General features: G+C 66.3%; 21 protein-coding genes. 19 read left to right on the top strand and 2 right to left on the bottom strand.

What is annotated here, in order from left to right; genetic code table 11:
• The first annotated feature begins 2 nt into the window (after window positions 1-2).
• From QM732_RS15415 to QM732_RS15395, 5 genes are all read left to right on the top strand, one after another.
• Window positions 3-2,858, top strand: a complete 2,856-nt coding sequence (locus tag QM732_RS15415; protein WP_415656993.1) for a 2-oxoglutarate dehydrogenase E1 component — start codon at window positions 3-5, stop codon at window positions 2,856-2,858.
• Window positions 2,859-2,944: 86 nt separating this feature from the next.
• Entirely contained in the window at window positions 2,945-4,180 is a 1,236-nt protein-coding gene (odhB, locus tag QM732_RS15410; RefSeq protein ID WP_415656992.1) for a 2-oxoglutarate dehydrogenase complex dihydrolipoyllysine-residue succinyltransferase, read from the top strand.
• Between the two features lie 18 nt (window positions 4,181-4,198).
• Window positions 4,199-5,620 carry a dihydrolipoyl dehydrogenase gene (gene lpdA / locus QM732_RS15405; protein ID WP_415656991.1) on the top strand — a complete coding sequence of 474 codons (1,422 nt, stop codon included), beginning with the start codon at window positions 4,199-4,201 and terminating at the stop codon, window positions 5,618-5,620.
• A 50-nt stretch (window positions 5,621-5,670) separates the two neighbouring features.
• The gene (gene zapE / locus QM732_RS15400; protein WP_415656990.1) at window positions 5,671-6,771 is read left to right on the top strand and encodes a cell division protein ZapE; all 1,101 of its coding nucleotides are present in this window, start codon (window positions 5,671-5,673) and stop codon (window positions 6,769-6,771) included.
• Window positions 6,768-7,349, top strand: a complete 582-nt coding sequence (locus QM732_RS15395) for a hypothetical protein (protein ID WP_415656989.1) — start codon at window positions 6,768-6,770, stop codon at window positions 7,347-7,349. The genes zapE and QM732_RS15395 overlap by 4 nt, the downstream gene beginning before the upstream one ends.
• Before the next feature lie 48 nt (window positions 7,350-7,397).
• On the opposite strand, the gene QM732_RS15390 is transcribed toward QM732_RS15395, so the two are convergent.
• Window positions 7,398-8,168 carry a PP2C family protein-serine/threonine phosphatase gene (locus QM732_RS15390; protein ID WP_415656988.1) on the bottom strand — a complete coding sequence of 257 codons (771 nt, stop codon included), beginning with the start codon at window positions 8,166-8,168 and terminating at the stop codon, window positions 7,398-7,400.
• Between the two features lie 63 nt (window positions 8,169-8,231).
• Between QM732_RS15390 and QM732_RS15385 the strand changes: the two genes are divergently transcribed.
• On the top strand, window positions 8,232-8,435 hold the full coding sequence (locus QM732_RS15385) for a YdcH family protein (RefSeq protein WP_415656987.1): 204 nt from the start codon (window positions 8,232-8,234) through the stop codon (window positions 8,433-8,435).
• Entirely contained in the window at window positions 8,422-10,473 is a 2,052-nt protein-coding gene (locus tag QM732_RS15380; protein ID WP_415656986.1) for an ATP-dependent DNA helicase, read from the top strand. Before QM732_RS15385 ends, QM732_RS15380 begins: the two co-directional genes overlap by 14 nt.
• 19 nt (window positions 10,474-10,492) lie before the next feature.
• On the opposite strand, the gene QM732_RS15375 is transcribed toward QM732_RS15380, so the two are convergent.
• Window positions 10,493-11,257 (bottom strand): outer membrane protein assembly factor BamD, encoded by a 765-nt coding sequence (locus QM732_RS15375; protein WP_415659392.1) that lies wholly within the window; start codon window positions 11,255-11,257, stop codon window positions 10,493-10,495.
• Between the two features lie 94 nt (window positions 11,258-11,351).
• Between QM732_RS15375 and QM732_RS15370 the strand changes: the two genes are divergently transcribed.
• The 12 genes from QM732_RS15370 to der all read left to right on the top strand — a co-directional run bounded on the left by QM732_RS15370 (window position 11,352) and on the right by der (window position 24,483).
• Window positions 11,352-12,350, top strand: a complete 999-nt coding sequence (locus QM732_RS15370) for an RluA family pseudouridine synthase (RefSeq protein WP_415659391.1) — start codon at window positions 11,352-11,354, stop codon at window positions 12,348-12,350.
• Window positions 12,351-12,593: 243 nt separating this feature from the next.
• Entirely contained in the window at window positions 12,594-13,316 is a 723-nt protein-coding gene (gene scpB / locus QM732_RS15365) for an SMC-Scp complex subunit ScpB (RefSeq protein WP_415656985.1), read from the top strand.
• A complete protein-coding gene (locus tag QM732_RS15360) occupies window positions 13,313-15,271 on the top strand; it encodes a pseudouridine synthase (RefSeq protein ID WP_415656984.1) in 1,959 nt (652 codons plus the stop codon). Before scpB ends, QM732_RS15360 begins: the two co-directional genes overlap by 4 nt.
• Window positions 15,272-15,386: 115 nt before the next feature.
• Window positions 15,387-15,815: a nucleoside-diphosphate kinase gene (gene ndk / locus QM732_RS15355; RefSeq protein ID WP_057297017.1), complete on the top strand. Its 429-nt coding sequence runs from the start codon at window positions 15,387-15,389 to the stop codon at window positions 15,813-15,815.
• A 38-nt stretch (window positions 15,816-15,853) separates the two neighbouring features.
• A complete protein-coding gene (gene rlmN, locus QM732_RS15350) occupies window positions 15,854-16,963 on the top strand; it encodes a 23S rRNA (adenine(2503)-C(2))-methyltransferase RlmN (RefSeq protein WP_415659390.1) in 1,110 nt (369 codons plus the stop codon).
• Between the two features lie 21 nt (window positions 16,964-16,984).
• Window positions 16,985-17,764, top strand: coding sequence for a type IV pilus biogenesis/stability protein PilW (pilW, locus tag QM732_RS15345; protein ID WP_415656983.1), 780 nt, complete (start codon window positions 16,985-16,987; stop codon window positions 17,762-17,764).
• A gap of 34 nt (window positions 17,765-17,798) precedes the next feature.
• Window positions 17,799-18,722: a helix-turn-helix domain-containing protein gene (locus tag QM732_RS15340; protein WP_415656982.1), complete on the top strand. Its 924-nt coding sequence runs from the start codon at window positions 17,799-17,801 to the stop codon at window positions 18,720-18,722.
• A complete protein-coding gene (gene ispG, locus QM732_RS15335; protein WP_415656981.1) occupies window positions 18,722-19,984 on the top strand; it encodes a flavodoxin-dependent (E)-4-hydroxy-3-methylbut-2-enyl-diphosphate synthase in 1,263 nt (420 codons plus the stop codon). The genes QM732_RS15340 and ispG overlap by 1 nt, the downstream gene beginning before the upstream one ends.
• A gap of 11 nt (window positions 19,985-19,995) precedes the next feature.
• The gene (gene hisS, locus QM732_RS15330) at window positions 19,996-21,315 is read left to right on the top strand and encodes a histidine--tRNA ligase (protein WP_415656980.1); all 1,320 of its coding nucleotides are present in this window, start codon (window positions 19,996-19,998) and stop codon (window positions 21,313-21,315) included.
• Between the two features lie 35 nt (window positions 21,316-21,350).
• The gene (locus QM732_RS15325; protein WP_415656979.1) at window positions 21,351-22,022 is read left to right on the top strand and encodes a YfgM family protein; all 672 of its coding nucleotides are present in this window, start codon (window positions 21,351-21,353) and stop codon (window positions 22,020-22,022) included.
• The gene (gene bamB, locus QM732_RS15320) at window positions 22,019-23,155 is read left to right on the top strand and encodes an outer membrane protein assembly factor BamB (RefSeq protein WP_415656978.1); all 1,137 of its coding nucleotides are present in this window, start codon (window positions 22,019-22,021) and stop codon (window positions 23,153-23,155) included. The genes QM732_RS15325 and bamB overlap by 4 nt, the downstream gene beginning before the upstream one ends.
• Entirely contained in the window at window positions 23,152-24,483 is a 1,332-nt protein-coding gene (gene der, locus QM732_RS15315) for a ribosome biogenesis GTPase Der (RefSeq protein WP_415656977.1), read from the top strand. Before bamB ends, der begins: the two co-directional genes overlap by 4 nt.
• Window positions 24,484-24,511 lie beyond the last annotated feature (28 nt).

The raw sequence follows: 24,511 nt of genomic DNA, 5'->3' as shown, positions 1-24,511 counted from the left end.
AGATGATGCAGCAATACGAGGCCAACTCTTACCTGTTCGGTGGCAACGCGCCGTACGTGGAGGAGATGTACGAGGCCTACCTCGACAACCCGGGTTCCGTCCCCGACAACTGGCGCGCTTATTTCGATGCGCTCCAGCACGTGCCGGCGGTCGACGGCAGCGAGGCCCGCGATGTGGCCCATGCACCGGTCATCGAATCTTTCGCTCAACGTGCCAAGGCCAACGCCTTTGCCAACAAGGCCAGCAGCGCCGACCTTGCCGTCGCCCGCAAGCAGGTCCATGTCCAGTCGCTGATCGCGGCTTATCGCTTCCTCGGTAACCGCTGGGCCGAGCTTGACCCGCTCAAGCGCGCCGAGCGCCCCAAGATTCCCGAGCTCGATCCTGCGTTCTACGACCTGACCGAGTCCGACATGGACATCTCGTTCAGCGCCGTGAACAGCTATTTTGGTGGCGAGACCATGACGCTGCGCCAGATCGTGCAGGCCTTGCGCGAGACCTACTGTGGCAGCATCGGCTCCGAATTCATGCACGGCTCCGACCCCGGCGAGAAGCGTTGGTGGCAGGAGCGCTTGGAGAAGGCGCGTGGCAAGCCCAGCTTTGGTTCCGAGAAGAAGAAGCACATCCTGGAGCGGCTGACCGCGGCCGAGGGCCTTGAGCGCTATCTGCACACCAAGTACGTGGGCCAGAAGCGCTTCTCGCTCGAAGGTGGCGAGAGCTTCATCGCCGCGATGGACGAACTGATCCAGCACGGCGGCGAGCGCGGAGTGCAGGAAATTGTCATCGGCATGGCGCACCGTGGCCGTCTCAATGTGCTGGTCAACACGCTGGGCAAGATGCCGGCCGATCTGTTCGCAGAATTCGAGCACAAGGCCGCCGAGGACTTGCCGGCCGGCGACGTGAAGTACCACCAGGGTTTCAGCTCCGACGTTTCCACGTCGGGTGGCCCGGTGCACCTGAGCCTGGCGTTCAACCCCTCCCACCTGGAGATCGTCAACCCGGTGGTGGAGGGCAGCGTGCGTGCCCGCCAGGACCGCCGCGGCGACAAGGATGGTGCGCAGGTGTTGCCGGTGCTGGTGCACGGCGACGCGGCCTTTGGTGGCCAGGGCGTTGTGCAGGAAACGCTGGCGATGGCCCAGACCCGCGGCTACCGTACGGGCGGCACGGTGCACATCGTCATCAACAACCAGATTGGCTTCACCACCAGCGACCCGCGTGACCTGCGCTCCACCTGGTACTGCTCCGACGTCGTCAAGATGATCGAGGCTCCGGTGCTGCACGTGAACGGCGACGACCCTGAGGCCGTCGTGTGGGCCATGGAGCTGTGCATGGACTACCGCGCCGAGTTCAAGAAGGACGTGGTGCTGGACATCGTCTGCTTCCGCAAGCTGGGCCACAACGAGCAGGACACGCCGGCCCTGACCCAGCCGCTGATGTACAAGAAGATCGCCGCCCACCCCGGTACGCGCAAGGTCTACGCCGACAAGCTGGTGGCGCAGGGCGTGCTGACCGCCGAAGGTCCCGACGAAATGGTCAAAGCCTACCGTGCCGCGATGGACGAGGGGCGTCACACGGTGGACCCGGTCCTGACCAACTTCAAGAGCAAGTTCGCCACCGACTGGTCGCCCTTCCTGGGCAAGAAGTGGACGGACAGTTGCGATACCGCAATCCCCGGCGCCGAGTGGAAGCGCCTGGCCGAGAAGATCACGACGCTACCCAAGGACTTCGCGGCGCACAACCTCGTCAGCAAGCTCTACGGCGACCGCGCCGCGATGGGCCGCGGCGAGATCAACGTCGACTGGGGCATGGGCGAGCACATGGCGTTCGCGTCGCTGGTGGCCTCAGGCTATCCGGTGCGCCTGTCGGGTGAGGATGCCGGCCGGGGCACCTTCACGCACCGCCACGCCGTGCTGCACGATCAGAACCGCTCGAACTGGGACGAAGGCGCCTACGTTCCTCTGCAGAACGTCGGCGAGGGCCAAGCTCCCTTCGTCGTCATCGACTCCATCCTGTCGGAAGAGGCGGTACTGGGCTTCGAATACGGCTATGCCGCGGCCGAGCCCAACACGCTGACCATCTGGGAGGCCCAGTTCGGCGACTTCGTCAACGGCGCCCAGGTTGTCATCGACCAGTTCATCGCCTCCGGCGAAGTGAAATGGGGCCGCGCCAACGGCCTGGTGATGATGCTGCCGCACGGCTACGAAGGCCAGGGGCCCGAGCACAGCTCCGCCCGTCTGGAGCGCTTCATGCAGCTGGCCGCGGACAACAACATGCAGATCGTGCAGCCGACGACGGCCGCGCAGATCTTCCACGTGCTGCGTCGCCAGATGCTGCGCATGTTCCGCAAGCCGCTGGTCATCATGACTCCCAAGAGCCTGCTGCGCGCGAAGGACGCCACGTCCCCGCTGGCCGACTTCACCAAGGGCGAGTTCAAGACCGTCATTGGCGAGCACGACGAGAGCATCGTGGCCGACAAGGTCAAGCGCGTCATCGTCTGCTCAGGCAAGGTCTATTACGACTTGGTGCGCAAGCGCGAGGAGAAGAAGTCGCACGATACGGCCATCGTTCGTGTCGAGCAGCTCTATCCCTTCCCGCACAAGGCCTTCGCGGCCGAGCTCAAGAAGTACCCGAACGCCACGGACATCGTCTGGTGCCAGGATGAACCGCAGAACCAGGGCGCCTGGTTCTTCGTGCAGCACTACGTGCACGAGAACATGACCGAGGGCCAGAAACTCGGCTACGCCGGCCGTCCGGCCAGCGCCAGCCCCGCCTGTGGTTACGCCCATTTGCACCAGGAGCAGCAGAAAGCCCTGTTGGATCAGGCCTTCGCCAAGCTCAAGGGCTTCATCCTCACCAAATAAGACCGTAGCCGCGCAGCACCATCCATGGTGCTGCGCTCGCTTGCGCCTGCGCCACAACACCCCAAATACAAGACACGGAGCCCACCATGGCCATCGTTGACGTCCAAGTTCCCCAGTTCTCCGAATCCGTTTCCGAAGGCACGCTGCTGACCTGGAAAAAGAAGCCCGGCGAAGCCGTTGCCATTGACGAGACTCTCGTCGAGATCGAGACCGACAAGGTTGTGCTGGAAGTGCCTGCACCCGCTGCCGGCGTGCTGAGCGAAATCATCAAGGCCGACGGCGCCACGGTCGTCAGCCAGGAGCTGCTGGCCAAGATCGATACCGAGGGTAAAGCCGGGGCCGCAGCGCCCGCCGCGACTCCGGCCGCGGCGCCTGCTGCAGCCTCCACCGCTGCCGTCAACAAGGGTGATGTGGCCATGCCCGCCGCGGCCAAGATCCTGGCCGAGAAGGGCCTTGCTGCCACCGACGTCGCCGGCTCGGGCAAGGACGGCCGCGTGACCAAGGGCGATGCCCTGGCTGCTGGTGCCAAGCCGGCAGCTGCGCCGCTGGTCGTGCCCGCTGCGCCCGCCGTCGCCAAGCCGCTGCCCGCCGTGGCCGCACCGCAGGCCCAGAACCTGGGCGACCGCCCCGAGCAGCGCGTTCCGATGACGCGCCTGCGGGTCCGCATCGCCGAGCGCCTGCTGCAGTCGCAGTCCACCAATGCCATCCTGACGACCTTCAACGAAGTCAACATGGCGCCGGTCATGGAACTGCGCAAGAAGTTCCAGGACAGCTTCACGAAGGAGCACGGCACCAAGCTGGGCTTCATGAGCTTCTTCGTCAAGGCCGCCGTGCATGCGTTGAAGAAGTACCCTGTGCTGAACGCGTCGGTTGACGGCAACGACATCGTCTACCACGGCTACTTCGACATCGGCATCGCCGTCGGTTCGCCGCGCGGCCTGGTCGTGCCCATCCTGCGCAATGCCGACCAGATGAGCTTCGCCGACATCGAAAAGAAGATCGCCGAGTTCGGCAAGAAGGCCCAGGAAGGCAAGCTCGGCATCGATGAGATGACCGGCGGAACGTTCTCGATCTCGAACGGCGGCACCTTCGGCTCCATGCTGTCGACGCCCATCATCAATCCGCCGCAGTCGGCCATCCTGGGCGTGCACGCGACCAAGGACCGTGCTGTCGTCGAGAACGGCCAGATCGTCATCCGTCCGATGAACTACCTGGCTATGTCGTATGACCATCGCATCATCGACGGCCGCGAAGCCGTGCTGGGCCTGGTGGCCATGAAGGATGCGCTGGAAGACCCGTCGCGTCTGCTGTTCGACATCTAATCCAAGGACCCGATCAGCATGAGCACCAAGCAATTCGACGTCGTCGTCATTGGCGGCGGCCCCGGCGGCTACATCGCCGCGATCCGTGCCGCCCAACTGGGTTTCAATGCGGCCTGCATCGACGAGTGGAAGAACGACAAGGGCGGTCCAGCGCCTGGCGGCACCTGCACCAACGTCGGTTGCATCCCGTCCAAGGCGCTGCTGCAGTCCAGCGAGCACTTCGAGCATGCCAGGCTGCACTTCGCCGACCACGGCATCAGCACCGGTGACGTCGGCATAGACGTTGCCAAGATGCTGGGCCGCAAGGACGGCGTCGTGAAGCAGAACAACGATGGCATCCTGTACCTGTTCAAGAAGAACAAGGTGACGTTCTTCCACGGGCGCGGCAGCTTCGTCGCTGCCAAGGACGGTGGTTATGAACTGAAGGCCGGCGAGGAAACCATCACCGCCAAGCACGTCGTCGTCGCGACCGGCTCCAACGCCCGCGCGCTGCCGGGCCTGCCGTTCGACGAGGAGCTGGTGCTGTCCAACGATGGCGCGCTGCGCATTCCCGCAACGCCCAAGAAGCTGGGCGTCATCGGCTCCGGCGTCATTGGCCTGGAGCTGGGTTCGGTTTGGCGTCGCCTGGGGGCGGAGGTGGTCGTGCTGGAAGCCATGCCGGCCTTCCTGCCTGCCGTCGACGAGTCGGTCGCCAAGGAAGCCGCCAAGCTGTTCAAGAAGCAGGGCCTGGCCATCGAACTGGGTGTCAAGATCGGCGATGTGAAGACGAGCAAGAAGGGCGTTGTCGTCAACTACACCGACGCCAAGGGCGGCGAGCAGAAGCTGGAATGCGACAAGCTCATCGTCTCCATCGGTCGCGTGCCCAACACCATCGGCCTGAACGCGGAGGCCGTGGGTCTGAAGCTGGATGGCCGTGGCGCCATTGAGGTGGACCACGACTGCAAGACCAACCTGCCCAACGTGTGGGCCATCGGCGACGTCGTGCGTGGCCCGATGCTGGCGCACAAGGCCGAGGAAGAGGGCGTCGCGGTTGCAGAGCGCATCGCCGGCCAACACGGCCATGTGGACTTCGACATCATCCCGTCGGTGATCTACACCAGCCCCGAGATTGCACAGGTCGGCAAGACCGAGCAGCAGCTCAAGACGGAGGGCAAGGCCTACAAGGCCGGCCAGTTCCCGTTCCTGGCCAACGGCCGCGCGCGCGCTTTGGGCGACACATCGGGTTTCGTCAAGATCCTGGCCGATGCCGCGACCGACGAGATTCTGGGCGTGCACATCATTGGTCCGATGGCTTCCGAGCTTATCGCCGAGGCGACGATGGCGATGGCGTTCAAGGCTTCGGCCGAGGACATCGCCCGCATCTGCCACGCCCATCCGTCACTGTCCGAGTCGACGAAGGAAGCAGCCCTGGCCGTGGACAAGCGCACGCTGAACTTCTGATCAAAGCGGCATGATGAAAGGGGCGGCCGAGCAGTCGCCCTTTTTTTCTGATGACATCAGTCACCGACCTCTACCAACAGACCCTCGCCGAACGCGGCTTCACTGCCGATGCGGCGCAACTGCGGGCCATTCAAGCCCTGCAGCGCTGCCAGGATGAATGGGAGGCCTACAAGGCCCGCCGCAGCAATGCAGTGACCAAGCTGCTGGTGCGTCCGCCCATCCCGCGCGGCGTCTACATGTACGGCGGCGTGGGCCGTGGCAAGAGCTTCCTGATGGACTGCTTCTTCCAGGCCGTGCCACTGACACGCAAGACGCGGCTGCACTTCCATGAGTTCATGCGGGAGGTGCACCGCGAACTGCAGGAGCTCAAAGGCATCGCCGACCCGCTGGAGGAACTGGGCAAGCGCATTGCGCGGCGCTTCCGCCTGATCTGCTTCGACGAGTTCCACGTCGCCGACGTGACGGACGCGATGATCCTGCATCGGCTGCTGGACGCACTGTTCCGCAACCGCGTCTCCATCGTCACGACCTCCAACTTCCATCCTGACGAGCTGTATCCGAACGGCCTGCACCGTGACCGCATCCTGCCGGCCATCGAGCTGTTGAAGGCCAATCTCGAGGTCATCAATGTCGATGCCGGCACCGACTACCGGCGCCGTACGCTGGAGGACATGAACCTCTATCTGACGCCACTCAACGGCGAGACCGAGGCCGCGCTTACGCGGGCCTTCGAGTCTCTGGCCGAGGCGCAAGACGAGGATCGCAAGCTAATGATCGAGCACCGCGCCCTCTACGCGCGCAGACGCGCTGGCGGTGTCGTCTGGTTCGATTTCGCCACCCTTTGTGGGGGGCCGCGGTCGCAGAACGACTACCTGGAGCTGGCCAGCCAGTTCCACACCGTCATCCTGTCCGAAGTGCCCGAGATGCCGGTGCGCCTCGCCAGCGAGGCGCGTCGCTTCACCTGGTTGGTGGACGTGCTCTACGACCGCCGCGTCAAGCTCATCATATCGGCCGCCGTGCCTGCCGAGGCTCTCTACACGGAAGGCCCGCTGGCCCATGAGTTCCCTCGTACCGTGTCGCGGCTGCAGGAGATGCGTTCAGCGGAGTACCTGGCCCTGGCGCGCCGCGAGGTCGATACTTCGTTGACATGAAGCCATTCGCCGTCATTCTCTTGCTCGTTGCGGCCGCCGCCGGGGCCCAGCCTGCAACTCGTGTCGAGGTTGCGGCTCAGCGGGCCGCGATCGAGCAGCGTTTTGCTCGCGAGCAGGTTGAATGCGAACAGCGCTTCAGCGTCTCGGCCTGTCTCGACGACCTGCGCCAGCGCCGTCACGATGCGCTGGTGCCGCTGGTCCGGCGCGAGCACGAACTTGCAGCTGAGGAGCGCCGCCAGCGCGCCGAGGCCCAGGCGCAGCGGGTGCGCGAGCGGGAGCAGGTTGCGGCCCAGGACGAGGGGCAACGCCACGAGCGAGTCGTCGCGGCGCACCCGCCGTCGACACCCGCATCGCATCCGGTCCGTGCACAAAGCCCCGAGCAGGCCGCACAAGTGCGGCAGCAGGCCGATCAGAAGGCCGATGCCGTAGCCGCTAGGCGCCGCGAACGCGCGCGGGAGCGCGAGCTGCAGCAGCAGCAGCGGGTGGCAGCTCATGCGGCCAAGGAAAAGAACCGCACCAAGCCGTTAGCGGCCCCACTGCCGCTGCCCGGTGCGTCGGCGGCATCGATGCCGAAGTGATGCGTTTCGTGTCGCGCTATGTCGGCGGGCGCGCTGCCTGGTGGCAGCTCAGTCGAGGTTCTCGAGCTTGACGATGGCGATGGACAGGTTGTCGCCGCCCCCGCGCGCCCGTTGGCGAGCCTTGCTTACCAGCAATTCGGCTGCTTCGCGCGGTGGCAGGCTGTAGAGCACGCTGCCCAGTTCCTGCGCAGTGAAGTAGTGCCACAGCCCATCGCTGCAGCACATCAGCGTGTCGCCGACCTCCAGGCCTTCGAACCGTTCCGAGGTAGATGACGGGTCTTGCACCGTACCCAGGCAGGCCGTCAGCAGGTTGCTCTGCGGATGTGAGCTGGCCTCGGCTTCGTTCAGTTGGCCTTCGTCGACAAGGCGCTGTACATAGGAGTGGTCCATCGAGCGCTTCACCAGCCGGGCGCCACGGAACCAGTAAATGCGCGAATCGCCGGAATGGATCCAGTGCGCGCAGCGGTCGCCGGTGACAACGAAGCTGGCGATGGTGCTGTGAGGCTCTTCCTCGGCGGAGATGGCCGTCAGCTTGATCATCAGGTGCGCTTCGGCCACGATCTGGCTGAGCAGTTCCGCCGGTGATTCGTCCTCGGGCGAGTAGCGCTCGAACAGCTGTTGCGCGGTCAGCACGACCTGGTCGGCCGCCTTGCGGCCGCCGCTCTTGCCGCCCATGCCGTCGGCCACGATGCCCATCATGCAGCCCGCGACGCGCGGATGGGCAAGGACGGCCACCTGGTCTTGCTGGTAGGCCCGGTCCCCACGATGGGTGCCGGTGGCGGCGTTGAGTCGGAATCCGACGGCGGTGGGAGGCGGCATGCCGAAAACTATACTTGGCGGCGAGCTTCCGGCCCGTTGCAACCCGCCCTAGAAACCTTTCGGATGGATGAACAACTTCACTCGGTGTCGCGGCGGCTCATCGAGTTGCGTATGGAGCATGCCGATCTCGACGCGATGATTGATCGCCTCGTCGAGCAGCAACCGGTGGACGAACTGGCGCTGCAGCGGCTGAAGAAACGCCGCCTTGCCCTGCGAGACATGATTGCCCGGCTGGAGGCCGCCAACGAGCCCGATGAACCCGCCTGATCTGGACGACTGGCTCGACGCTCTCGATAAGGCCACCCCTCCCGCCCCGCCCGCCGTCGACGAACTCGAACAGGCTGTCGTTGCCGCTTTCGATGCCGACGGCCCGCTGGCGCGCCTGGACCCGGGCTACAAGCCGCGCGAGCCCCAACTGCAAATGAGCCGCGCCGTAGCCCGCGTGCTGAGCCGTCGCGAGGCCCTGGTCGTCGAGGCCGGCACGGGCGTCGGCAAGACCTTCGCCTACCTCGTGCCGACGCTGCTGGCCGGCAGCCGGGCGTTGATCAGCACGGCCACCAAGAGCCTGCAGGACCAGCTCTTCCTGCGCGATCTGCCGCGGCTGACGAAGACGCTGCAGATGCCGGTGCGTCTCGCGCTGCTCAAGGGGCGCAGCAGCTATCTGTGCCTGCATCGCATGAGGGAGGCGCGTGTGTCCGGAGAGTTCCCGGACCGCCGCACGGCGTTGTCGCTGGCGCGCATTGAGCGTTGGGCCCTTGGCACGGTTACAGGCGACTTCGCCGAGATTGACGGGCTGGACGAGCGCTCGCCAATCATCCCCATCGTCAGTTCAAGCCGCGAGAACTGCCTGGGCCAGGAATGCCCCGACTGGAAGGCCTGCTACGTCGTGAAGGCGCGCCGCGAGGCGATGGAGGCGGATGTTGTCGTCGTCAACCACCATCTCTTTTTCGCCGACGTGACGCTGCGCGATAGTGGCGTCGCCGAATTGCTGCCCAGCGTAGAGATCGCCATCTTCGACGAGGCCCACCAGCTTGCAGAGGCCGGCGTGCAGTTCCTCGGTACGCTGCTTGGCACAGCGGCCCTGATCGACTTTGCCCGTGACCTGCTGGCGCAGGGGCTAGCTCATGCGCGTGGTGTGCAGGATTGGCAGGGGCTGCATGGCGGGGTGGAGAGGGCGGCGCGCGAGCTGCGTCTTGCTGCAGCCGGCCCTCTCGCGACGGCCGGCCGTGAGCTGCGCGGTACGCTCAAGCTGGGCTGGAAGGAGCGCGCGGGCCAGCCGGGCTTCTCGATCGCACTGGGCGGTGTTGAGGCCGCCGTAGCCGCCGCGCTGGAGGCGCTGACGGCTGTGCGCGAGGCAGCTCCGGACTTTGCGCGCCTGTGCGAACGAGCCCAGGAACTGCGCGATCTGGCGAAGGCCTTCGCCGTCGACCCCGACCCGGGCGACGTGCGCTGGATCGACATCAGCCCGCATTCGGCGCGTCTGGTCGAGTCGCCGCTCGACATCCGTGATGCGATGCAGCAGCAGCTGGAAGGCCCCCCCAAGGCCTGGGTGTTCACCTCTGCCACGCTAGGCGACGACGAGGGCCTGACCTGGTTCACCGAACCCGCCGGCCTGACGAATGCCAAGGTGCTGCGCGTCGGCAGTCCCTTCGACTACCCGGCGAACGCACGCCTTTACGTGCCGCGCGGGTTTCCCAAGCCCAGTGAGCCTAGTCACCCCGCTAGCGTCGCGTTGCTGGCTTCGCGCATGGCGCGGGCACTGGGTGGCCGTACTTTCGTGCTGACGACCACGCTGCGCAACCTGCAGACGGTGGCGGACGCGCTGCGCGAGCGCTTTGAGGAGGCGGGCGACACCATCTCCGTGCTCCAGCAAGGGGCAGCCCCGAAGCGCGTGCTGCTGCAGCGCTTCGTGGACAACCCGGCGGCCGTGCTCGTCGGCTCGGCCAGTTTCTGGGAGGGCATCGACGTGCCGGGCGACGCGCTGCAATGCGTGCTCATCGACAAGCTTCCCTTCCCGCCGCCCAACGATCCGCTTGTCGAGGCGCGAGTGCAACGGCTGGAGGCCCAGGGGCGTAACGCGTTCGCAGAGTATTTCGTCGCGGAAGCGGCGATCGCGCTGAAGCAGGGTGCCGGTCGGCTGATTCGCACCGAGACCGACCGTGGCCTGCTCGTGGTGTGCGACCCACGCATGGCTGGCATGAATTACGGCCGCCGCCTGCGTGCGGCATTGCCGCCGATGACGCCGGTGACCAACGAGACCGAGGCGCTGGCCTGGCTGCAGCGCCTAAATGCAGAACGGGCCTGAGCGGCCCGTTCGATTCAAATCACCAGAGCTGCCACCAGGGCTTGCGTTTGGCCGAGTTGCCGGAGGCGTAGACGCTGCTGGGGAAGTTCTGGTCCAGCACTCGGCGGGCATCGTCACGCAGCTGGGTCAGGCCCAGCTTGTCATAGCTCTCGCTCATGATGAACAGGCCTTCTTCAATGCCGGGCGCGTGCTGGAACTCAGCCACGGCGCTCTGCGCGCGGTTGGCCGCGGCGACGTAGGCCTTGCGGTTGAAGTAGTAGCGCGCCACGTGGATCTCGTAGGCTGCCAGCGTATTCGTGATGAAGTTGATGCGCGTCGTCGCCTCGGCGGCGTACTTGGACTCGGGAAACTGCTCGACGAGCTGTCGGAAGGCCAGCAGGGCTTCGCGCGAGGCCTGCTGATCGCGCTCTGCGACGTCCTGATTGGCCAGGCGCCCGAACAGGCCCAGGTCCTCGTTGAAGTTGACGATGCCCTTCATGTAGAGGGCGTAGTCCATCGCGGGGCTAGACGGATTGAGCTTGATGAAGCGGTCCAGCGTGGCGATTGCCTGGGCGCGCTCGCTGGTCTTGTAGTAGGCCCAAGCCACATCTAGCGTGGCCTGCTGGCCCATGGTCGTGCCGGCCGCTCGGCCTTCGATCCTCTCCAGCGACTTGATGGCGCGGTCGTAACTACCGGAGCTCAGGTCGTCCTTGGCGTCTGCATACAATTTGTCCAGCGCCGCTTGGGAGTTCGGATCCTCCTTGGCCGTGGAGCCGCAGCCGCTCATGCCAAGCGCGAACGCCATCAGGACGGCGCCGGCGGCGATGCGGCCGGCCTTGAATTTCTCAACAAACATGTCTGGAGTCGACGGCGATGCTGCCGGCCGGTCACGGGGAACAATGGACGCGGAGTATAGGGTGGGGGGTCAGGAGGACTTCGAGCAGGAGGCCGACGGGGGTGACGAGGTCGAACGGCGAGGCGCTGAAGTCGATGCCGCCGGCCATGGCGAGCGTATTGATCGCTGGTTGACCGGCTTGGCGCCAGAGTTCTCGCGCAACCACCTGCAGTCCCTCATCGAGCGCGGGTGCGTGACGGTGGATGGGCGGCCGCTGCAGAAGGCGGCCCACAAGCTGCGTGCCGGTCAGCGCGTCGAGGTCGAGCTGCTGCCTACGGACGAGAGTCGTGCCTTCCGCGCCGAGGCGATGGAGCTGGATTTCGTTTTCGAGGACCAGCATCTGGCCGTCATCAACAAGCGGGCCGGACTCGTTGTTCACCCCGCGCCGGGCAACTGGTCGGGCACGCTGATGAACGGCCTGCTGGCCCACCACCCGTCCAGCGCCGGTCTGCCGCGTGCCGGAATCGTGCACCGGCTGGACAAGGACACCAGTGGCCTGATGGTGGTCGGCAAGACGCTGGAGGCAGTTACCGCGCTGACGCGCCAGATCGCCGCCCGTGAGGTGCACCGCGAATACCTTGCCCTGGCCTGGGGGCGTGTCGAGGAGGCATTTACGGTGGAGGTGGCCCTGCGGCGGGACCCGGTCTCGCGGGTGAAGATGGCCGTTGCGCCTGCCAACCTGGGCAAGCCGGCGCGTACCGACGTCTTTCCGCTCGGCGTCGGCGACGTGCAGGGGCGGGCGGTCAGCGCTGTGCATTGCGTGCTGCACACCGGCCGCACCCACCAGATCCGTGTCCACCTGACGCACCGCGGCCACCCCCTGCTGGCGGATGCGCTGTACGGTGGTGCGCCAGCGCTCGGCCTCTCGCGTCAGGCCCTGCATGCGGCGCGTCTGGGCTTCACGCACCCGGTCACGGGCGAGGCCCTGTCGCTGCGTGCGGCGCTGCCCGCGGACATGGCCGCAGCCTGGGCCGGGATCGGGGCCGGCGAGCTGCCGGGCTGACGAGGCTACAATGCGATCCAGTTGGTGCGCCTGAGCACCGTGCCCGGCGTCAAAAGACGATGTGGGGACGGGAGCCCGTCGCGGGATCGCAGTCCACCCGGAAGCCGCCAACCCATGCTGCGCACTCGGCCGTTTGAAGGCCGGTGCCGGACCCGCCCCAGCCCTCTGGTGAGCGCCTGATGTGCGCCCAGACCGGGGTCACAACGCCAGAGCTCTGCCCATTGAGGGTGCGAAGTTGAGTTCATGAATACCCAGGATGCCAAGCGCGTCCTTGAGACCGCGCTGATCTGTGCCTCGCAGCCGCTGACGCTGCGCGAGTTGCGCAGCCTGTTCGCCGACGAGCTCGGTGCCGATACCGTGCGCGGCCTGCTCGACGAGCTGGGCCGCGACTGGGAGGGCAAGGGCGTGGAGCTGGTTGCGCTGGCTTCGGGCTGGCGTTTCCAGAGCCGCCCCGAGCTGCGCGAGTACCTCGACCGGCTGCACCCCGAGAAGCCGCCGCGCTATTCGCGGGCGGTGCTCGAGACGCTGGCCATCATTGCCTACCGCCAGCCCGTCACGCGTGGCGATATCGAGGACATCCGCGGTGTCGTCGTCGCCAGCCAGATCGTCAAGCAGTTGGAGGACCGCGGCTGGATCGAGGCCATCGGTCACCGCGAAACCCCCGGTCGTCCGGCGTTGTACGCGACGACCAAGGCCTTCCTGGACGACCTGGGCCTGGTCAGCCTGGAGCAGCTGCCGGCACTGGAAGTCGGTAGCGAGCCGCCGGCCTTCGAGGCCCTGCAGGGCCAACTGCTGGAGGCCGCCGAAGAGGCAGCGCCTGCAGTCGAGGCGCCGGCCGAGGCCGAGGCACAGCCGGCCGACGTGCCCGCGCCGTCGTTGAGCCTGTTCGGCGATGACGGCACGCCTGCCCTTCCCAATCCCGACCCCCAAGATCCGCCCCCGCAACCCCAGCCCGAATCCGCATGAACGACGCTGCCGATCAAGACAATCCCCTGCCTCCTGCCGCTGACGCGGAGGCGCCCGCCGCGCCCAAGCGCCGCCGTACGACGGCCAAGGCCGCAGCCGATGCCGTGCCTGAGGCGGCGGCCGAGGTCGCCGTGCCGGTGAAACGCACGCGCCGCAAGGCTGAGGCAGTGACCGAGGAGGTTGCTGCCACGCCCGAAGCCGCGGTTGTGGAGGGCGCGCCTACGCCAGCACGCAAGCGTGCGCCGCGCAAGACGGCTGCAGCTGCGGCGCCGGTCGAGGACGTCGTGGTGGAGGCTGCCGAGGTGCCGGTGCCCTTGGCCGAGCCCGCACCCCTCTTCACGCTGGGCGACGAGGTGCCGGCGGCAGCGTCTGACGGCGATGGCGGCGAGGGTGACGAGGGCGAGGGTGACGAGGGCGAAGACGGTGAGCGTGGCGGCCGCAGCCGCAACCGCCGCCGCAACCGCAAGGAGCGAGCCGAGCGCCAGGCCGCTACGCAGGCGGCCGGTGGCGGGGAGCAGCCGGGGCAGGCGCTGCCCCCTGAACTGGTTGAGGCCGCGGGGGCGCGCTTCGCTGATGTGCTGTCGGGCAGCCTGGACGCCGAGTCTGAGGTGCCTGACGCTGAGCTGCCCGTGCTTGCCGTCAGGCCGGAAGCGGCGGAGGGCGTCGCCGAGGAGGGCGAGGGCGAGACCAAACGCGTGCTAGCGCCGGATGCCGACGCGCCCAAGCTGCAGAAGGTGCTGGCCCAGGCCGGCATCGGCTCGCGCCGCGACATCGAGGAGTGGATCGCCGACGGCAAGATCGAGGTGAACGGCGAGGTGGCCCATGTCGGCCAGCGCATTTCATTCGGCGATCAGGTACGCGTCAACGGTAAGCCGGTGCGCGTGCGCATCTCGCCGCCCAACCCGCGCATCCTGGCCTATCACAAGCCTACTGGTGAGGTCTCGACCTTCAATGACCCCGAAGGCCGCCCTACCGTCTTCCGCACGCTGCCGCGCGTGCAGGGCCAGAAGTGGCAATCGGTGGGACGCCTGGACATCAACACCGAAGGCCTGCTGCTGTTCACTAACTCCGGCGAGTTGGCCAACCAGCTAATGCATCCGCGCTTCGGTGTTGAGCGTGAGTACGCTGCGCGCGTGCTGGGCTCGCTAAGCGATGAGCAGCGCGCGAAGCTGCTGGATGGCGTCAGCGTCGATGGCCAGACGGCCTCATTCAAGAGCATCGAGGACGGTGGCGGCGAAGGCGCCAACCGCTGGTACCGTGTGGTAATCACCGAAGGCCGCAACCGCGAGGTGCGCAAGCTCTTCGAGGCCGTCGGAATGGTGGTCAGCCGCCTGATCCGTATCCGCTACGGTACTGTCGTATTGCCGCGCGGCCTGAAGCGCGGCGTCTGGGTGGAGCTGGGAGACGACGACGTGCGCGTCATCCGCCGCCTGGCCGGCCACGGCGCCAACGCTGGCCAGGGCCAGCAACAGCAAGGCCAGGGCCAGGGCCAGCAGCAGGGCCAAGGGAACAAGAAGGACCGCAACAAGCGCCGTTCTGACGACCGTCATGGCGGCGTCGGGCCGCGTCCCAGTCGCCCGCCCGAGGCGCAGCAGCAGCGTCCGCCCCGCGAGGAGCGGGCCCAGCGCCGTGACGACGACGATGAGGACGATGACTTCATCCCGCATCACATCAACCCGCTGGAGCAGACCTTCGACCGTCGCCATGCGACGGGCGGCAAGCGCGGCATCCCGCAGGGCTTCGGCGCTGGCGGCAGTGGCCAGCAGGGGGGCAACAGGCCCGCCAAGGGCGGCAACAAGGGCAATGGTCCGCGTGAGCCCGATCCTATGCAGACCTCGGTCGGCTATATCGGCGGCGACGCCTTCCTGCGCAGGGGCGGCGGGGGGGGCGGGCGGGGTGGCAAAGGGGGCGGTGGTGGCCGCTCGGGTGGTGGTTTCGGCGGTCGGCACCGCTGATTCGGGGTCTGGGCCGCAGGCCCGGACCCTGGAGCGGGCTGCTTGACCTGATTAGGGACATCCCTGCCCGCTACAATTACAGGCTTTGTCCAATACGCCCCATCAGGAGAATCCCATGGCGATCGAAACCACCCTGTCCATCATCAAGCCCGATGCCGTGGCGAAGAACGTCATCGGCCAGATCTACGCCCGCTTCGAAGCCGCCGGTCTGAAGGTTGTTGCCGCCAAGATGGTGCACCTGTCGCGCGTCGAGGCCGAGCAGTTCTACGCCGTTCATAAGGCACGTCCGTTCTTCAACGACCTGGTCAACTTCATGATTTCCGGCCCGGTGATGATCCAGGCCCTGCAAGGCGAAGGCGCCATCCTGAAGAACCGTGACCTGATGGGTGCCACCGACCCGAAGAAGGCCGAGAAGGGCACCATCCGTGCCGACTTCGCCGACAGCATCGACGCCAACGCCGTGCACGGCTCCGACGCTGCTGAAACCGCGGCCGTCGAAGTCGCGTTCTTCTTTCCCGGCATGAACGTCTACGCCGGCCGGTAATCCCCAAAGGGGGCATGCCCCCCGTTTCAGAGGCTCGCATGGACGCGGTCAACCTACTCGGATTCGATCTGCCAGGCTTGGCCGCCTACTGCGAGCAACTGGGCGAAAAGAAATTCCGTGCGACTCAGCTTTTCCGCTGGATCCACCAAAAGGGCGCGTCGGACTTCGAGCAGATGTCCGACCTTGCCAAGTCCTTGCGCGACAAGCTCAAGGGCCGTGCCCAGATCACTGCGCTGCCGGTGATCTCGGAACATGTGTCGGCGGATGGCACCATCAAGTGGCTGTTCGATGTCGGCGCAGGCAATGCTGTCGAGGCGGTCTTCATCCCCGAGGACGATCGCGGCACGCTATGCATCTCCAGTCAGGCCGGCTGCGCCGTCGGCTGCCGTTTCTGCTCCACGGGTCACCAGGGCTTCAGCCGCAACCTGACGACGGCCGAGATCACGGCACAGCTCTGGTTTGCCGAGCACTCCCTGCGCAAGCGTCTGAATACGGACGAACGCGTCATCTCCAACGTGGTGATGATGGGTATGGGCGAGCCGCTGCAGAACTATGACCAGCTCGTGCCTTCGCTCAAGACCATGTTGGACGACCATGGCTATGGCCTCTCCCGCCGCCGCGTGACGGTGTCGACCTCGGGTGTCGTGCCGATGATCGACCGGCTGCGTGAGGACTGCCCGGTGGCGCTGGCCGTCAGCTTGCATGCGCCGACCGACCCGCTGCGCGACCAGCTCGTGCCGCTGAACAAGAAGTACCCGGTCGCCGAGTTGCTGGACGCCTGCAACCGTTACCTCGAGAAGGCGCCGCGCGACTTCATCACCTTCGAGTACTGCATGCTCCAGGAAGTGAACGATTCGCCTGAACAGGCGAGGGAACTGGTGAAGCTGCTCAAGGGGCGGGTCAACTGCAAGATCAACCTGATCCCCTTCAACCCCTTCCCCGCATCGGGCCTGGTGCGCAGCACCAATGCCCGTGTGCAGGCCTTCGCTGAGGTGTTGATCCAGGCCGGTATCGTGACGACCGTGCGCAAGACCCGTGGCGACGACATCGACGCTGCCTGCGGCCAGCTCGCCGGCGAGGTTCAGGACCGCACCCGCGCGCATATCCGCATGGTCAGGGCCCCGGTGACGGTGGCCAAATCCACATGACGTTCTAACGCCGAGGATTTGATGAAGCGATTGCTGATCGTTCTGACCGCCGCCCTGCTCTGCGCTTGTGCCGGCACCGGGCCCGCCGCTGACCGCGAGATCAAGACCGATTCCGATCAGACGGATGCCGACCGACGCGCTGGCATTCGGTTGGAACTGGCCCAGGGCTATTTCTCGCGCGGCCAGTTCACGACTGCGCTGGACGAGCTCAAGCTCGCGCTGCAAGCCAAACCTGACATGCGCGAGGCGGTGAACCTGCGCGGCCTGATCTACGCTGCCATGGGCGATACCGCGCTGGCGGAGGACGCCTTCCGCCGCGCGCTGGTCGTCTACCCGAACGACTCCGACACGCTGCACAACTACGGCTGGTTCATGTGCCAGCAGCAACGTTGGCCCACGGCCGACTCGCTGTTCGACCAGGCGCTGGCCCAGCCCACCTACCGTGCTCCCGCCCGTACCCTGCTGGCCAAAGGCGTCTGCGAGGCTCGTGCGGGTCGGTTGCTGGTGGCCGAGAAGACGCTGTCGCGCGCCTTCGAGCTCGACCCGGGCAACCCCGCCATTGCGGTGAACCTGTCCGAGGTCCTGTTCCGCAACCGCGAACTGGATCGCGCACGCTTTTATGTGAAGCGCGTCAATGCCCAGCCTGAGCAGGTGAACGCGCAGAGCCTTTGGCTGCAGCTGCGCATCGAACGCAAGCTGGGCGACGTCGCCATGGTGGACGATCTCGCCCTGCAGCTGCGTCGCAAGTATCCCCAAGCGCCCGAAACCCAGTTCCTGGATGCCGGCCGCTACGACGAGTAAGCCGCTCGCGGCACACGACAAGAACGACAAGACGATGGAACCCATTTCCGAGGGACGTGCCAACCCCGCAGCCACCGCCGGTGCCTGGCTCAGGAATGCGCGTCAGCAGCGGGGCCTGCACATCGCGGCGCTGGCTGTGATGCTCAAGGTGCCGCAGGCAAAGCTGGAGGCCCTGGAGGCCGATCGCTACGACCTGCTGCCCGATGCCACGTTCGCCCGTGCGCTGGCAACGGCCATGTGCCGTGCGCTCAAGGTCGATCCGGCGCCGGTGCTGGCCCTGCTTCCGCGCACCAGCGAGCAGGACTTCGACGTGCGTCCTGGCCTCAATCAGCCCTTCCGGGAGCGCGGTGCCGGCGGCCCCATCGATGGTGGTGCCCTGGCCGTGCTGGCGCGACCGGTTGTATGGGGCCTGCTGCTGATTTTGGTGGCCGCTGCGGCCGTGTATTGGGTACCTGCAGGTTGGGTGAATGAGCGTGGGCCCGTGGCCAGTGCTCCGGCCTTTCCGGCGTCCGGCGTCGTGGCGACAGCCAATGCGCCCGTCGAGTTCGTGGCGGCGCCGGCTGCTTCGGAGGCCGAGGCCTCCGCGCCTGCTCCGGCTTCCGTGCCCGCGCCGATTGCCTCTGCGCCGCTGCAGGTGCGAGATGTCGTTCCGCCGCCTGCGGCTGCGCCCGCGCCGGTGGCAGCATCAGTGCCCGTGAAGACGGCTGTGGCAGTCGCGCCGGGCAGCGCGTTGCGCGTCGTGGCCACGGCCGATACCTGGATCGAGGTGATCGACGCCCAGGGTCAGTTGCTGCTGTCGCGCGTGCTGCGCGAGGGCGAACAGCAGGAATACAGCGGCGCGGCGCCCTACAAGGTGCGCGTCGGCAACGTGAGCGGCACTCGGATCGAATGGCGGGGAGCTGCCGTCGATCTGGCCGCGCGCGGCAAGGACAACGTCGCCCGTCTGGAGTTGAATTGATGAGCGAATGGATCATTCCCGAGGCCGCCCCCGCGCCGCGCAAGAGCCGTCAGGCTCGCGTGGTCTGGGGCAGCCGCGTCGTCACGGTCGGCGGCGACGCGCCGGTGCGTGTGCAGTCCATGACCAACACCGATACGGTAGATGCCATAGGGACTGCCATCCAGGTCAAGGAGCTTGCCGTCGCGGGCTCCGAGATGGTGCGCATCACGGTGAACACGCCGGAGGCCGCCGAGCAGGTGCCATACATCCGCGAGCAGCTTGACCGGATGGGCATCGATGTGCCACTCGTGGGCGACTTTCACTACAACGGCCACCGCCTGCTGACCGAGTACCCGGCCATGGCTCAGGCGTTGTCCAAGTACCGCATTAACCCTGGCAACGTCGGCAAGGGCGAGAAGAAGGATAGGCAGTTCGCCCAGATGATCGAGGCGGCGATGAAGTACGACAAGGTCGTGCGCATCGGAGTCAACTGGGGCAGCCTGGACCAGGAACTGCTCGCACAGTTCATGGACGAGAATGCGCGCCGCGCGCAGCCCTGGGACGCCAAGCCGGTCATGTATCAGGCGCTGGTCGAGTCGGCGCTGACCTCGGCGGCCTATGCCCGCGAGCTGGGGATGAACCCCGACAACATCATCATCAGCTGCAAGGTCAGCGGCGTGCAGGACCTGATCTCGGTCTACCGTGAGCTGGCCCGCCGCTGCGACTACGCGCTGCACCTGGGCCTGACCGAAGCCGGCATGGGCACCAAGGGCACCGTCGCGTCGTCTGTCGCGCTGGGTATCCTGGCGCAGGAGGGGATCGGCGACACCATCCGCGTCAGCCTGACGCCCCAACCGGGCGAGTCGCGTACGCAGGAGGTCGTTGTCGCGCTGGAAATCCTGCAGGCGCTGGGCCTGCGGCACTTCAATCCCAGCGTTACCGCATGCCCGGGTTGTGGCCGTACCACCAGCACGACCTTCCAGGAACTGGCCAAGCAGATCGACGACTTCCTGCGTCTGCAGATGCCTGTCTGGCGCAGCAAGTACCCAGGTGTCGAGGAGATGAAGGTGGCAGTCATGGGTTGCATCGTCAACGGCCCGGGCGAGAGCAAGCATGCCGATATCGGCATCAGCCTGCCCGGCACCGGCGAGGCGCCGGCGGCGCCTGTCTTCATTGACGGCGAGAAGGCCGTGACGCTGCGCGGTGACAACATCGCGCAGGAGTTCCACGCGCTGGTCGAGAACTACATCGAGAAGCGCTTCGGCGCCACGGCTACGGCCTGAACACGGAATCCATGAGCGAGACCAAGAAAGTCCAGCCGCTGCAGGCGGTGAAGGGCATGAATGACATCCTGCCGCCCGAGTCGGCGCGCTGGGAGTCGCTCGAAGCCACGATGCGCGGCGTGCTGCAGCGCTACGGCTACCAGAACGTGCGGGTGCCCATCGTCGAGCCGACGGCGCTGTTCGTGCGCGGCATCGGCGAGGTGACGGACATCGTCGAGAAGGAGATGTACGCCTTCGAGGACCGCGCCGACAAGCACGGCCAGGCCGAGCATCTGGCGTTGCGACCGGAAGGCACGGCCGGTGTCGTGCGCGCAATGATCGAGCACAGCTACCTGCGCGATAGCCCACGCCGGCTGTACTACGTCGGCCCGATGTTCCGCCGCGAGAAGCCGCAGAAGGGTCGCTACCGCCAGTTCCACCAGATGGGCATCGAGGCGCTGGGCTTCGCCGGCCCGGACGTGGATGCCGAGGTCATTCTGCTGGCCCGCGCGCTGTGGCGCGAGCTGGGCCTGAAGGAAGGCGAGGACGTCTCGCTGGAGATCAACTGCCTGGGCCAGCCTGATGAGCGAGCCGCGCACCGCGCCGCGCTGATTGGCTACCTGGAGCAGCACAAGAATGTGCTGGACGAGGAGGCTCAGCGCCGCATGTACAGCAACCCACTGCGTGTGCTGGACACCAAGAACCCTGCTATGCAGGCCATGGCCGAGGGCGCGCCGAAGCTGCTGGACTTCCTTGGCGAAGCCTCGCTGGCTCATTTCAGCGGTGTGAAGGCGCTGCTGGATGCGGTAGGCCTGGCCTACCGCATCAACCCGCGCTTGGTGCGTGGCTTGGACTACTACAACCTCACCGTCTTCGAGTGGGTCACCGACAAGCTGGGCGCGCAAGGTACGGTCTGCGCTGGAGGTCGCTATGACGGCCTCGTCGAGCAACTGGGTGGCAAGCCCACGCCGGCTGTTGGCTTTGGCATGGGCCTGGAGCGGCTGCTGCTGCTGCTGGAAACGCTGGGCCTGCAGTCTCCCGCTGCGGCCCCCGACGTCTATGCCATCGTGCCCGACCCAGCCGAGCTGCCACGCATCCTGCCCGCACTTGAGGCCTTGCGTGCCGCTGGCGTCAGCGTGCAGATGCATGCGGGCGGCGGCTCGTTCAAGTCGCAGTTCAAGAAGGCCGATGGATCCGGTGCGCGTTATGCGCTGGTGTTCGGCGCCGACGAATTGGCGCGCGGCGAGGTGGCCATCAAACCCCTGCGGTCTGACAACGAAAAGAGCGGCGAGCAGGTCGCTCGTTCGCTCGCCGATGTGGTCGCCTGGGCGGCCGAATTGCGCACCGCATAATCCCGGGCCCTGCCCGCACTCGCTGTATTCCTCTCATGGCATCGCATCTCGACCTCGAAGAACAAGAACAACTCGAACAGCTCAAGGCGTTCTGGAAGCGCTGGGGCAATCTCGTCACCTGGGCATTGACCGCCGTGCTGGCTGCCTTTGCCGCCTGGCAGGGCTGGAACTGGTACCAGCGCGACCAGGCCGCACAGGCTGCTGCGATGTACGAAGAGTTCGACCGTGCGCTCACCGCCCAGGACCTGGACAAGGCAGCCGGCGCTGCCGGTGACCTGAAGGCTCGTTTCGGCAGTACCGCCTACGCCACCCAGGCCAGCTTGCAAGTCGCCAAGCTGCAACTGGACAAGGACAAGGTCGACGATGCCAAGCAGAGCCTAGCCTGGGTGGCCGAGCATGGCGCCGATGGCGGCCCCTACCGCGACGTCGCCCGCCTGCGCCTGGCCGGCCTACAGCTCGATGCCAAGGCCTACGACGAGGCCGCCAAGACGCTGGATGCGATCAAGGCCAGCGATTTCGCTGGTCTCGTCGCCGACCGCCGTGGCGACCTGCTGCTGCTGCAGGACAAGCGTGACGCGGCCAAGGCCGAGTACCAGAAGGCGCTTGCCGCGCTGGATAAGGCGCAGGACTACCGTCGCGTCGTCGAGGCCAAGCTCTCGACTCTGGGCGTGCCGACCGTCGTCGACACCACGGGAGCCCCGCAATGAAGCGCACTATCCTGATCTCCGTGCTGGCGGCTTCGCTGGCGGGCTGCTCCACGATCAGTTCGACGTGGAACTCCTGGTTCGGCAATGACAAGAACAAGCCAGCCGTGCTGGAGACCTTGTCAGGCCCGGCATCGGGCCGCATCGTCTGGAGTGCCAAAGGCGACAACATCAACTTCCCGCTCAGCATCGCGACGCCGGGTGACCGCTTCGTGGTCGCATCCAGTGACGGCACCGTGCGCGCACTGTCGGCCGCGGATGGCCGCGAGCTGTGGCGCGGCGATGCGGGGGCAAAGCTTCTGGCCGGCATCGGCAGCGACGGGCGCTTTGCCGCCGTCGTTAACCGCGACAACGAATTGGTCGTGCTCGACGCAGGCAAGGTGGCCTGGAAGAAGGCGCTGCCGACGCCGGTCGTGGCCGCGCCGTTGGTGGCTGGGGAGCGCGTCTTCGCGCTGACGCTGGACCGCCAAGTGCTGGCCTTCGATGCGTTGGATGGACGCAAGATCTGGGAACTCAAGCGTCCCGGCGAGCCGCTAACGCTGGCCAAGGCCGGCGTGCTGCTGGCATACAAGGACACGCTGGTCGTGGGGCAGGGGTCGCGCCTTGCCGGCGTGGACCCGCTCAAGGGTAGCCTGCGTTGGGAGGCCAGCGTGGCGACGCCGCGGGGCACCAACGAAGTCGAACGCCTCGCCGACCTCGTTGGTCCCGCCGTACGCCAGGGTGAACTGGTCTGCGCGCGCGCCTTCCAGTCCTCGGTCGGCTGCATAAATGCCGAGCGCGGTAGCACACTGTGGAATCGTGTCGTCGGCGGTACCAACGGCATCGGTGCAGATGACCAGGTCGTCGTCGCGGGCGATGCGTCGGACCGCCTGTCGGCCTGGAGGCTGTCCAACGGTGACCTGGTCTGGTCGGCCGACCAGTTCCAGCTGCGCAAGCTGTCAGAGCCAGTACTGTCGGCCAAGCAGGTGCTGATCGGCGACTTTGAGGGCCAGGTCCACCTGCTGGACCGCGACACCGGCAAGACCCGCTCGCGTTTGGCCACCGATGGCTCGCCGATCGTCGCCATCGCGCTGCTGGGCGATACTGCCCTGGTCGCCACGAAGAGCGGCGGCCTGTTTGCGATCAAGGCGGAATGAAACCGGTCATTGCCCTGGTCGGTCGCCCCAACGTGGGCAAGTCGACGCTGTTCAATCGCCTGACGAAGACGCGCGATGCCATCGTGGCCGACTTCGCAGGCCTGACTCGCGACCGCCACTACGGCGACGGACGTCTGGGCGACCGCGAATTTATCGTCATTGACACCGGCGGCTTCGAACCCGACAGCACCACCGGCATCGTCAAGGAGATGGCCAAGCAGACAAAGCAGGCCGTCGCCGAGGCCGACGCGGTCATCTTCGTCGTCGACATTCGCCTAGGTCTGTCGGCACACGACAGTGAAATCGCACGCTACCTGCGCAGCGTCAACAAGCGCGTACACCTTGCCGTCAACAAGGCTGAGGGCATGCCGGACTCGCCGCTGTTGGCCGAGTTCCATGAACTGGGCATGGGCGAGCCGCATCCGATCTCCTCTGCCCACGGCCAGGGCATTCGCAGTCTGCTGGACGCGGTGCTGGAGCCTTTCGACGCCACTGAGCGCGACGAGAACGCGCCTGAAGATGGCGTCATCCGCCTTGCCGTGGCCGGTCGCCCCAATGTGGGCAAAAGCACTCTGATCAACACCTGGCTGGGAGAGGAGCGCCTTGTCGCCTTCGACATGCCGGGCACCACTCGTGATGCCATCGCTGTGGATTTCGAGCGCAACGGCCAGAAGTTCAAGCTCATCGACACGGCTGGCCTGCGTCGCAAGGGCAGGGTGTTCGAGGCCATCGAGAAGTTCTCGGTCGTCAAGACGCTGCAGGCCATCGCTGACGCCCACGTCGTGCTGCTGCTGCTGGACGCTACCCAGGGCGTGACCGACCAGGACGCCCACATCGCCGGCTACATCCTGGACAGCGGGCGCGCCGTCGTGCTGGCCGTCAACAAATGGGATGCGGTCGACAGTTACCAGCGCGAGACGCTTAAGCGCCAGATTGAGCAGCGCTTGGCCTTCCTGAAATTCGCGCCGCTGCACCAGATCTCTGCGCTCAAGCGCCAGGGCTTGGCTGCGCTGTGGAACGCGATGGCTGACGCCTACGCTTCGGCCTACCGCAAGATGACTACGCCGGTGCTGACCCGCCTCATCCAGGAGGCCGTGGAGCATCAGCAGCCCAAGCGGTCCGGCGTGTCGCGTCCCAAGCTGCGGTACGCCCACCAGGGCGGTCAGAACCCGCCGATTGTCGTCATCCATGGCAATGCGCTGGATGGGGTCACGGAGGTTTACAAACGCTACCTGGAGGGCCGCATTCGCGCCCACTACAAGCTGGTCGGCACTCCGCTGAAGATTGAACTGCGTTCTTCGAAGAATCCCTTCGACGAAAAGACCTAGGTGACTGCCGGGTGGGGCAAAACCCTGT

This window comes from Roseateles sp., from assembly GCF_047654805.1.
Classification (GTDB): domain Bacteria; phylum Pseudomonadota; class Gammaproteobacteria; order Burkholderiales; family Burkholderiaceae_C; genus Pelomonas.
This window is presented reverse-complemented; position numbering and strand designations above follow the sequence as displayed.

Excerpts from the sequence above, each read along its gene's own strand:
- QM732_RS15415 (WP_415656993.1), top strand. The coding sequence starts at position 3 with ATGATGCAGCAATACGAGGCCAACTCTTACCTGTTCGGTGGCAACGCG.
- odhB (WP_415656992.1), top strand. The coding sequence starts at position 2,945 with ATGGCCATCGTTGACGTCCAAGTTCCCCAGTTCTCCGAATCCGTTTCC.
- lpdA (WP_415656991.1), top strand. The coding sequence starts at position 4,199 with ATGAGCACCAAGCAATTCGACGTCGTCGTCATTGGCGGCGGCCCCGGC.
- zapE (WP_415656990.1), top strand. The coding sequence starts at position 5,671 with ATGACATCAGTCACCGACCTCTACCAACAGACCCTCGCCGAACGCGGC.
- QM732_RS15395 (WP_415656989.1), top strand. The coding sequence starts at position 6,768 with ATGAAGCCATTCGCCGTCATTCTCTTGCTCGTTGCGGCCGCCGCCGGG.
- QM732_RS15390 (WP_415656988.1), bottom strand. The coding sequence starts at position 8,168 with ATGCCGCCTCCCACCGCCGTCGGATTCCGACTCAACGCCGCCACCGGC.
- QM732_RS15385 (WP_415656987.1), top strand. The coding sequence starts at position 8,232 with ATGGATGAACAACTTCACTCGGTGTCGCGGCGGCTCATCGAGTTGCGT.
- QM732_RS15380 (WP_415656986.1), top strand. The coding sequence starts at position 8,422 with ATGAACCCGCCTGATCTGGACGACTGGCTCGACGCTCTCGATAAGGCC.
- QM732_RS15375 (WP_415659392.1), bottom strand. The coding sequence starts at position 11,257 with ATGGCGTTCGCGCTTGGCATGAGCGGCTGCGGCTCCACGGCCAAGGAG.
- QM732_RS15370 (WP_415659391.1), top strand. The coding sequence starts at position 11,352 with ATGGACGCGGAGTATAGGGTGGGGGGTCAGGAGGACTTCGAGCAGGAG.
- scpB (WP_415656985.1), top strand. The coding sequence starts at position 12,594 with ATGAATACCCAGGATGCCAAGCGCGTCCTTGAGACCGCGCTGATCTGT.
- QM732_RS15360 (WP_415656984.1), top strand. The coding sequence starts at position 13,313 with ATGAACGACGCTGCCGATCAAGACAATCCCCTGCCTCCTGCCGCTGAC.
- ndk (WP_057297017.1), top strand. The coding sequence starts at position 15,387 with ATGGCGATCGAAACCACCCTGTCCATCATCAAGCCCGATGCCGTGGCG.
- rlmN (WP_415659390.1), top strand. The coding sequence starts at position 15,854 with ATGGACGCGGTCAACCTACTCGGATTCGATCTGCCAGGCTTGGCCGCC.
- pilW (WP_415656983.1), top strand. The coding sequence starts at position 16,985 with ATGAAGCGATTGCTGATCGTTCTGACCGCCGCCCTGCTCTGCGCTTGT.
- QM732_RS15340 (WP_415656982.1), top strand. The coding sequence starts at position 17,799 with ATGGAACCCATTTCCGAGGGACGTGCCAACCCCGCAGCCACCGCCGGT.
- ispG (WP_415656981.1), top strand. The coding sequence starts at position 18,722 with ATGAGCGAATGGATCATTCCCGAGGCCGCCCCCGCGCCGCGCAAGAGC.
- hisS (WP_415656980.1), top strand. The coding sequence starts at position 19,996 with ATGAGCGAGACCAAGAAAGTCCAGCCGCTGCAGGCGGTGAAGGGCATG.
- QM732_RS15325 (WP_415656979.1), top strand. The coding sequence starts at position 21,351 with ATGGCATCGCATCTCGACCTCGAAGAACAAGAACAACTCGAACAGCTC.
- bamB (WP_415656978.1), top strand. The coding sequence starts at position 22,019 with ATGAAGCGCACTATCCTGATCTCCGTGCTGGCGGCTTCGCTGGCGGGC.
- der (WP_415656977.1), top strand. The coding sequence starts at position 23,152 with ATGAAACCGGTCATTGCCCTGGTCGGTCGCCCCAACGTGGGCAAGTCG.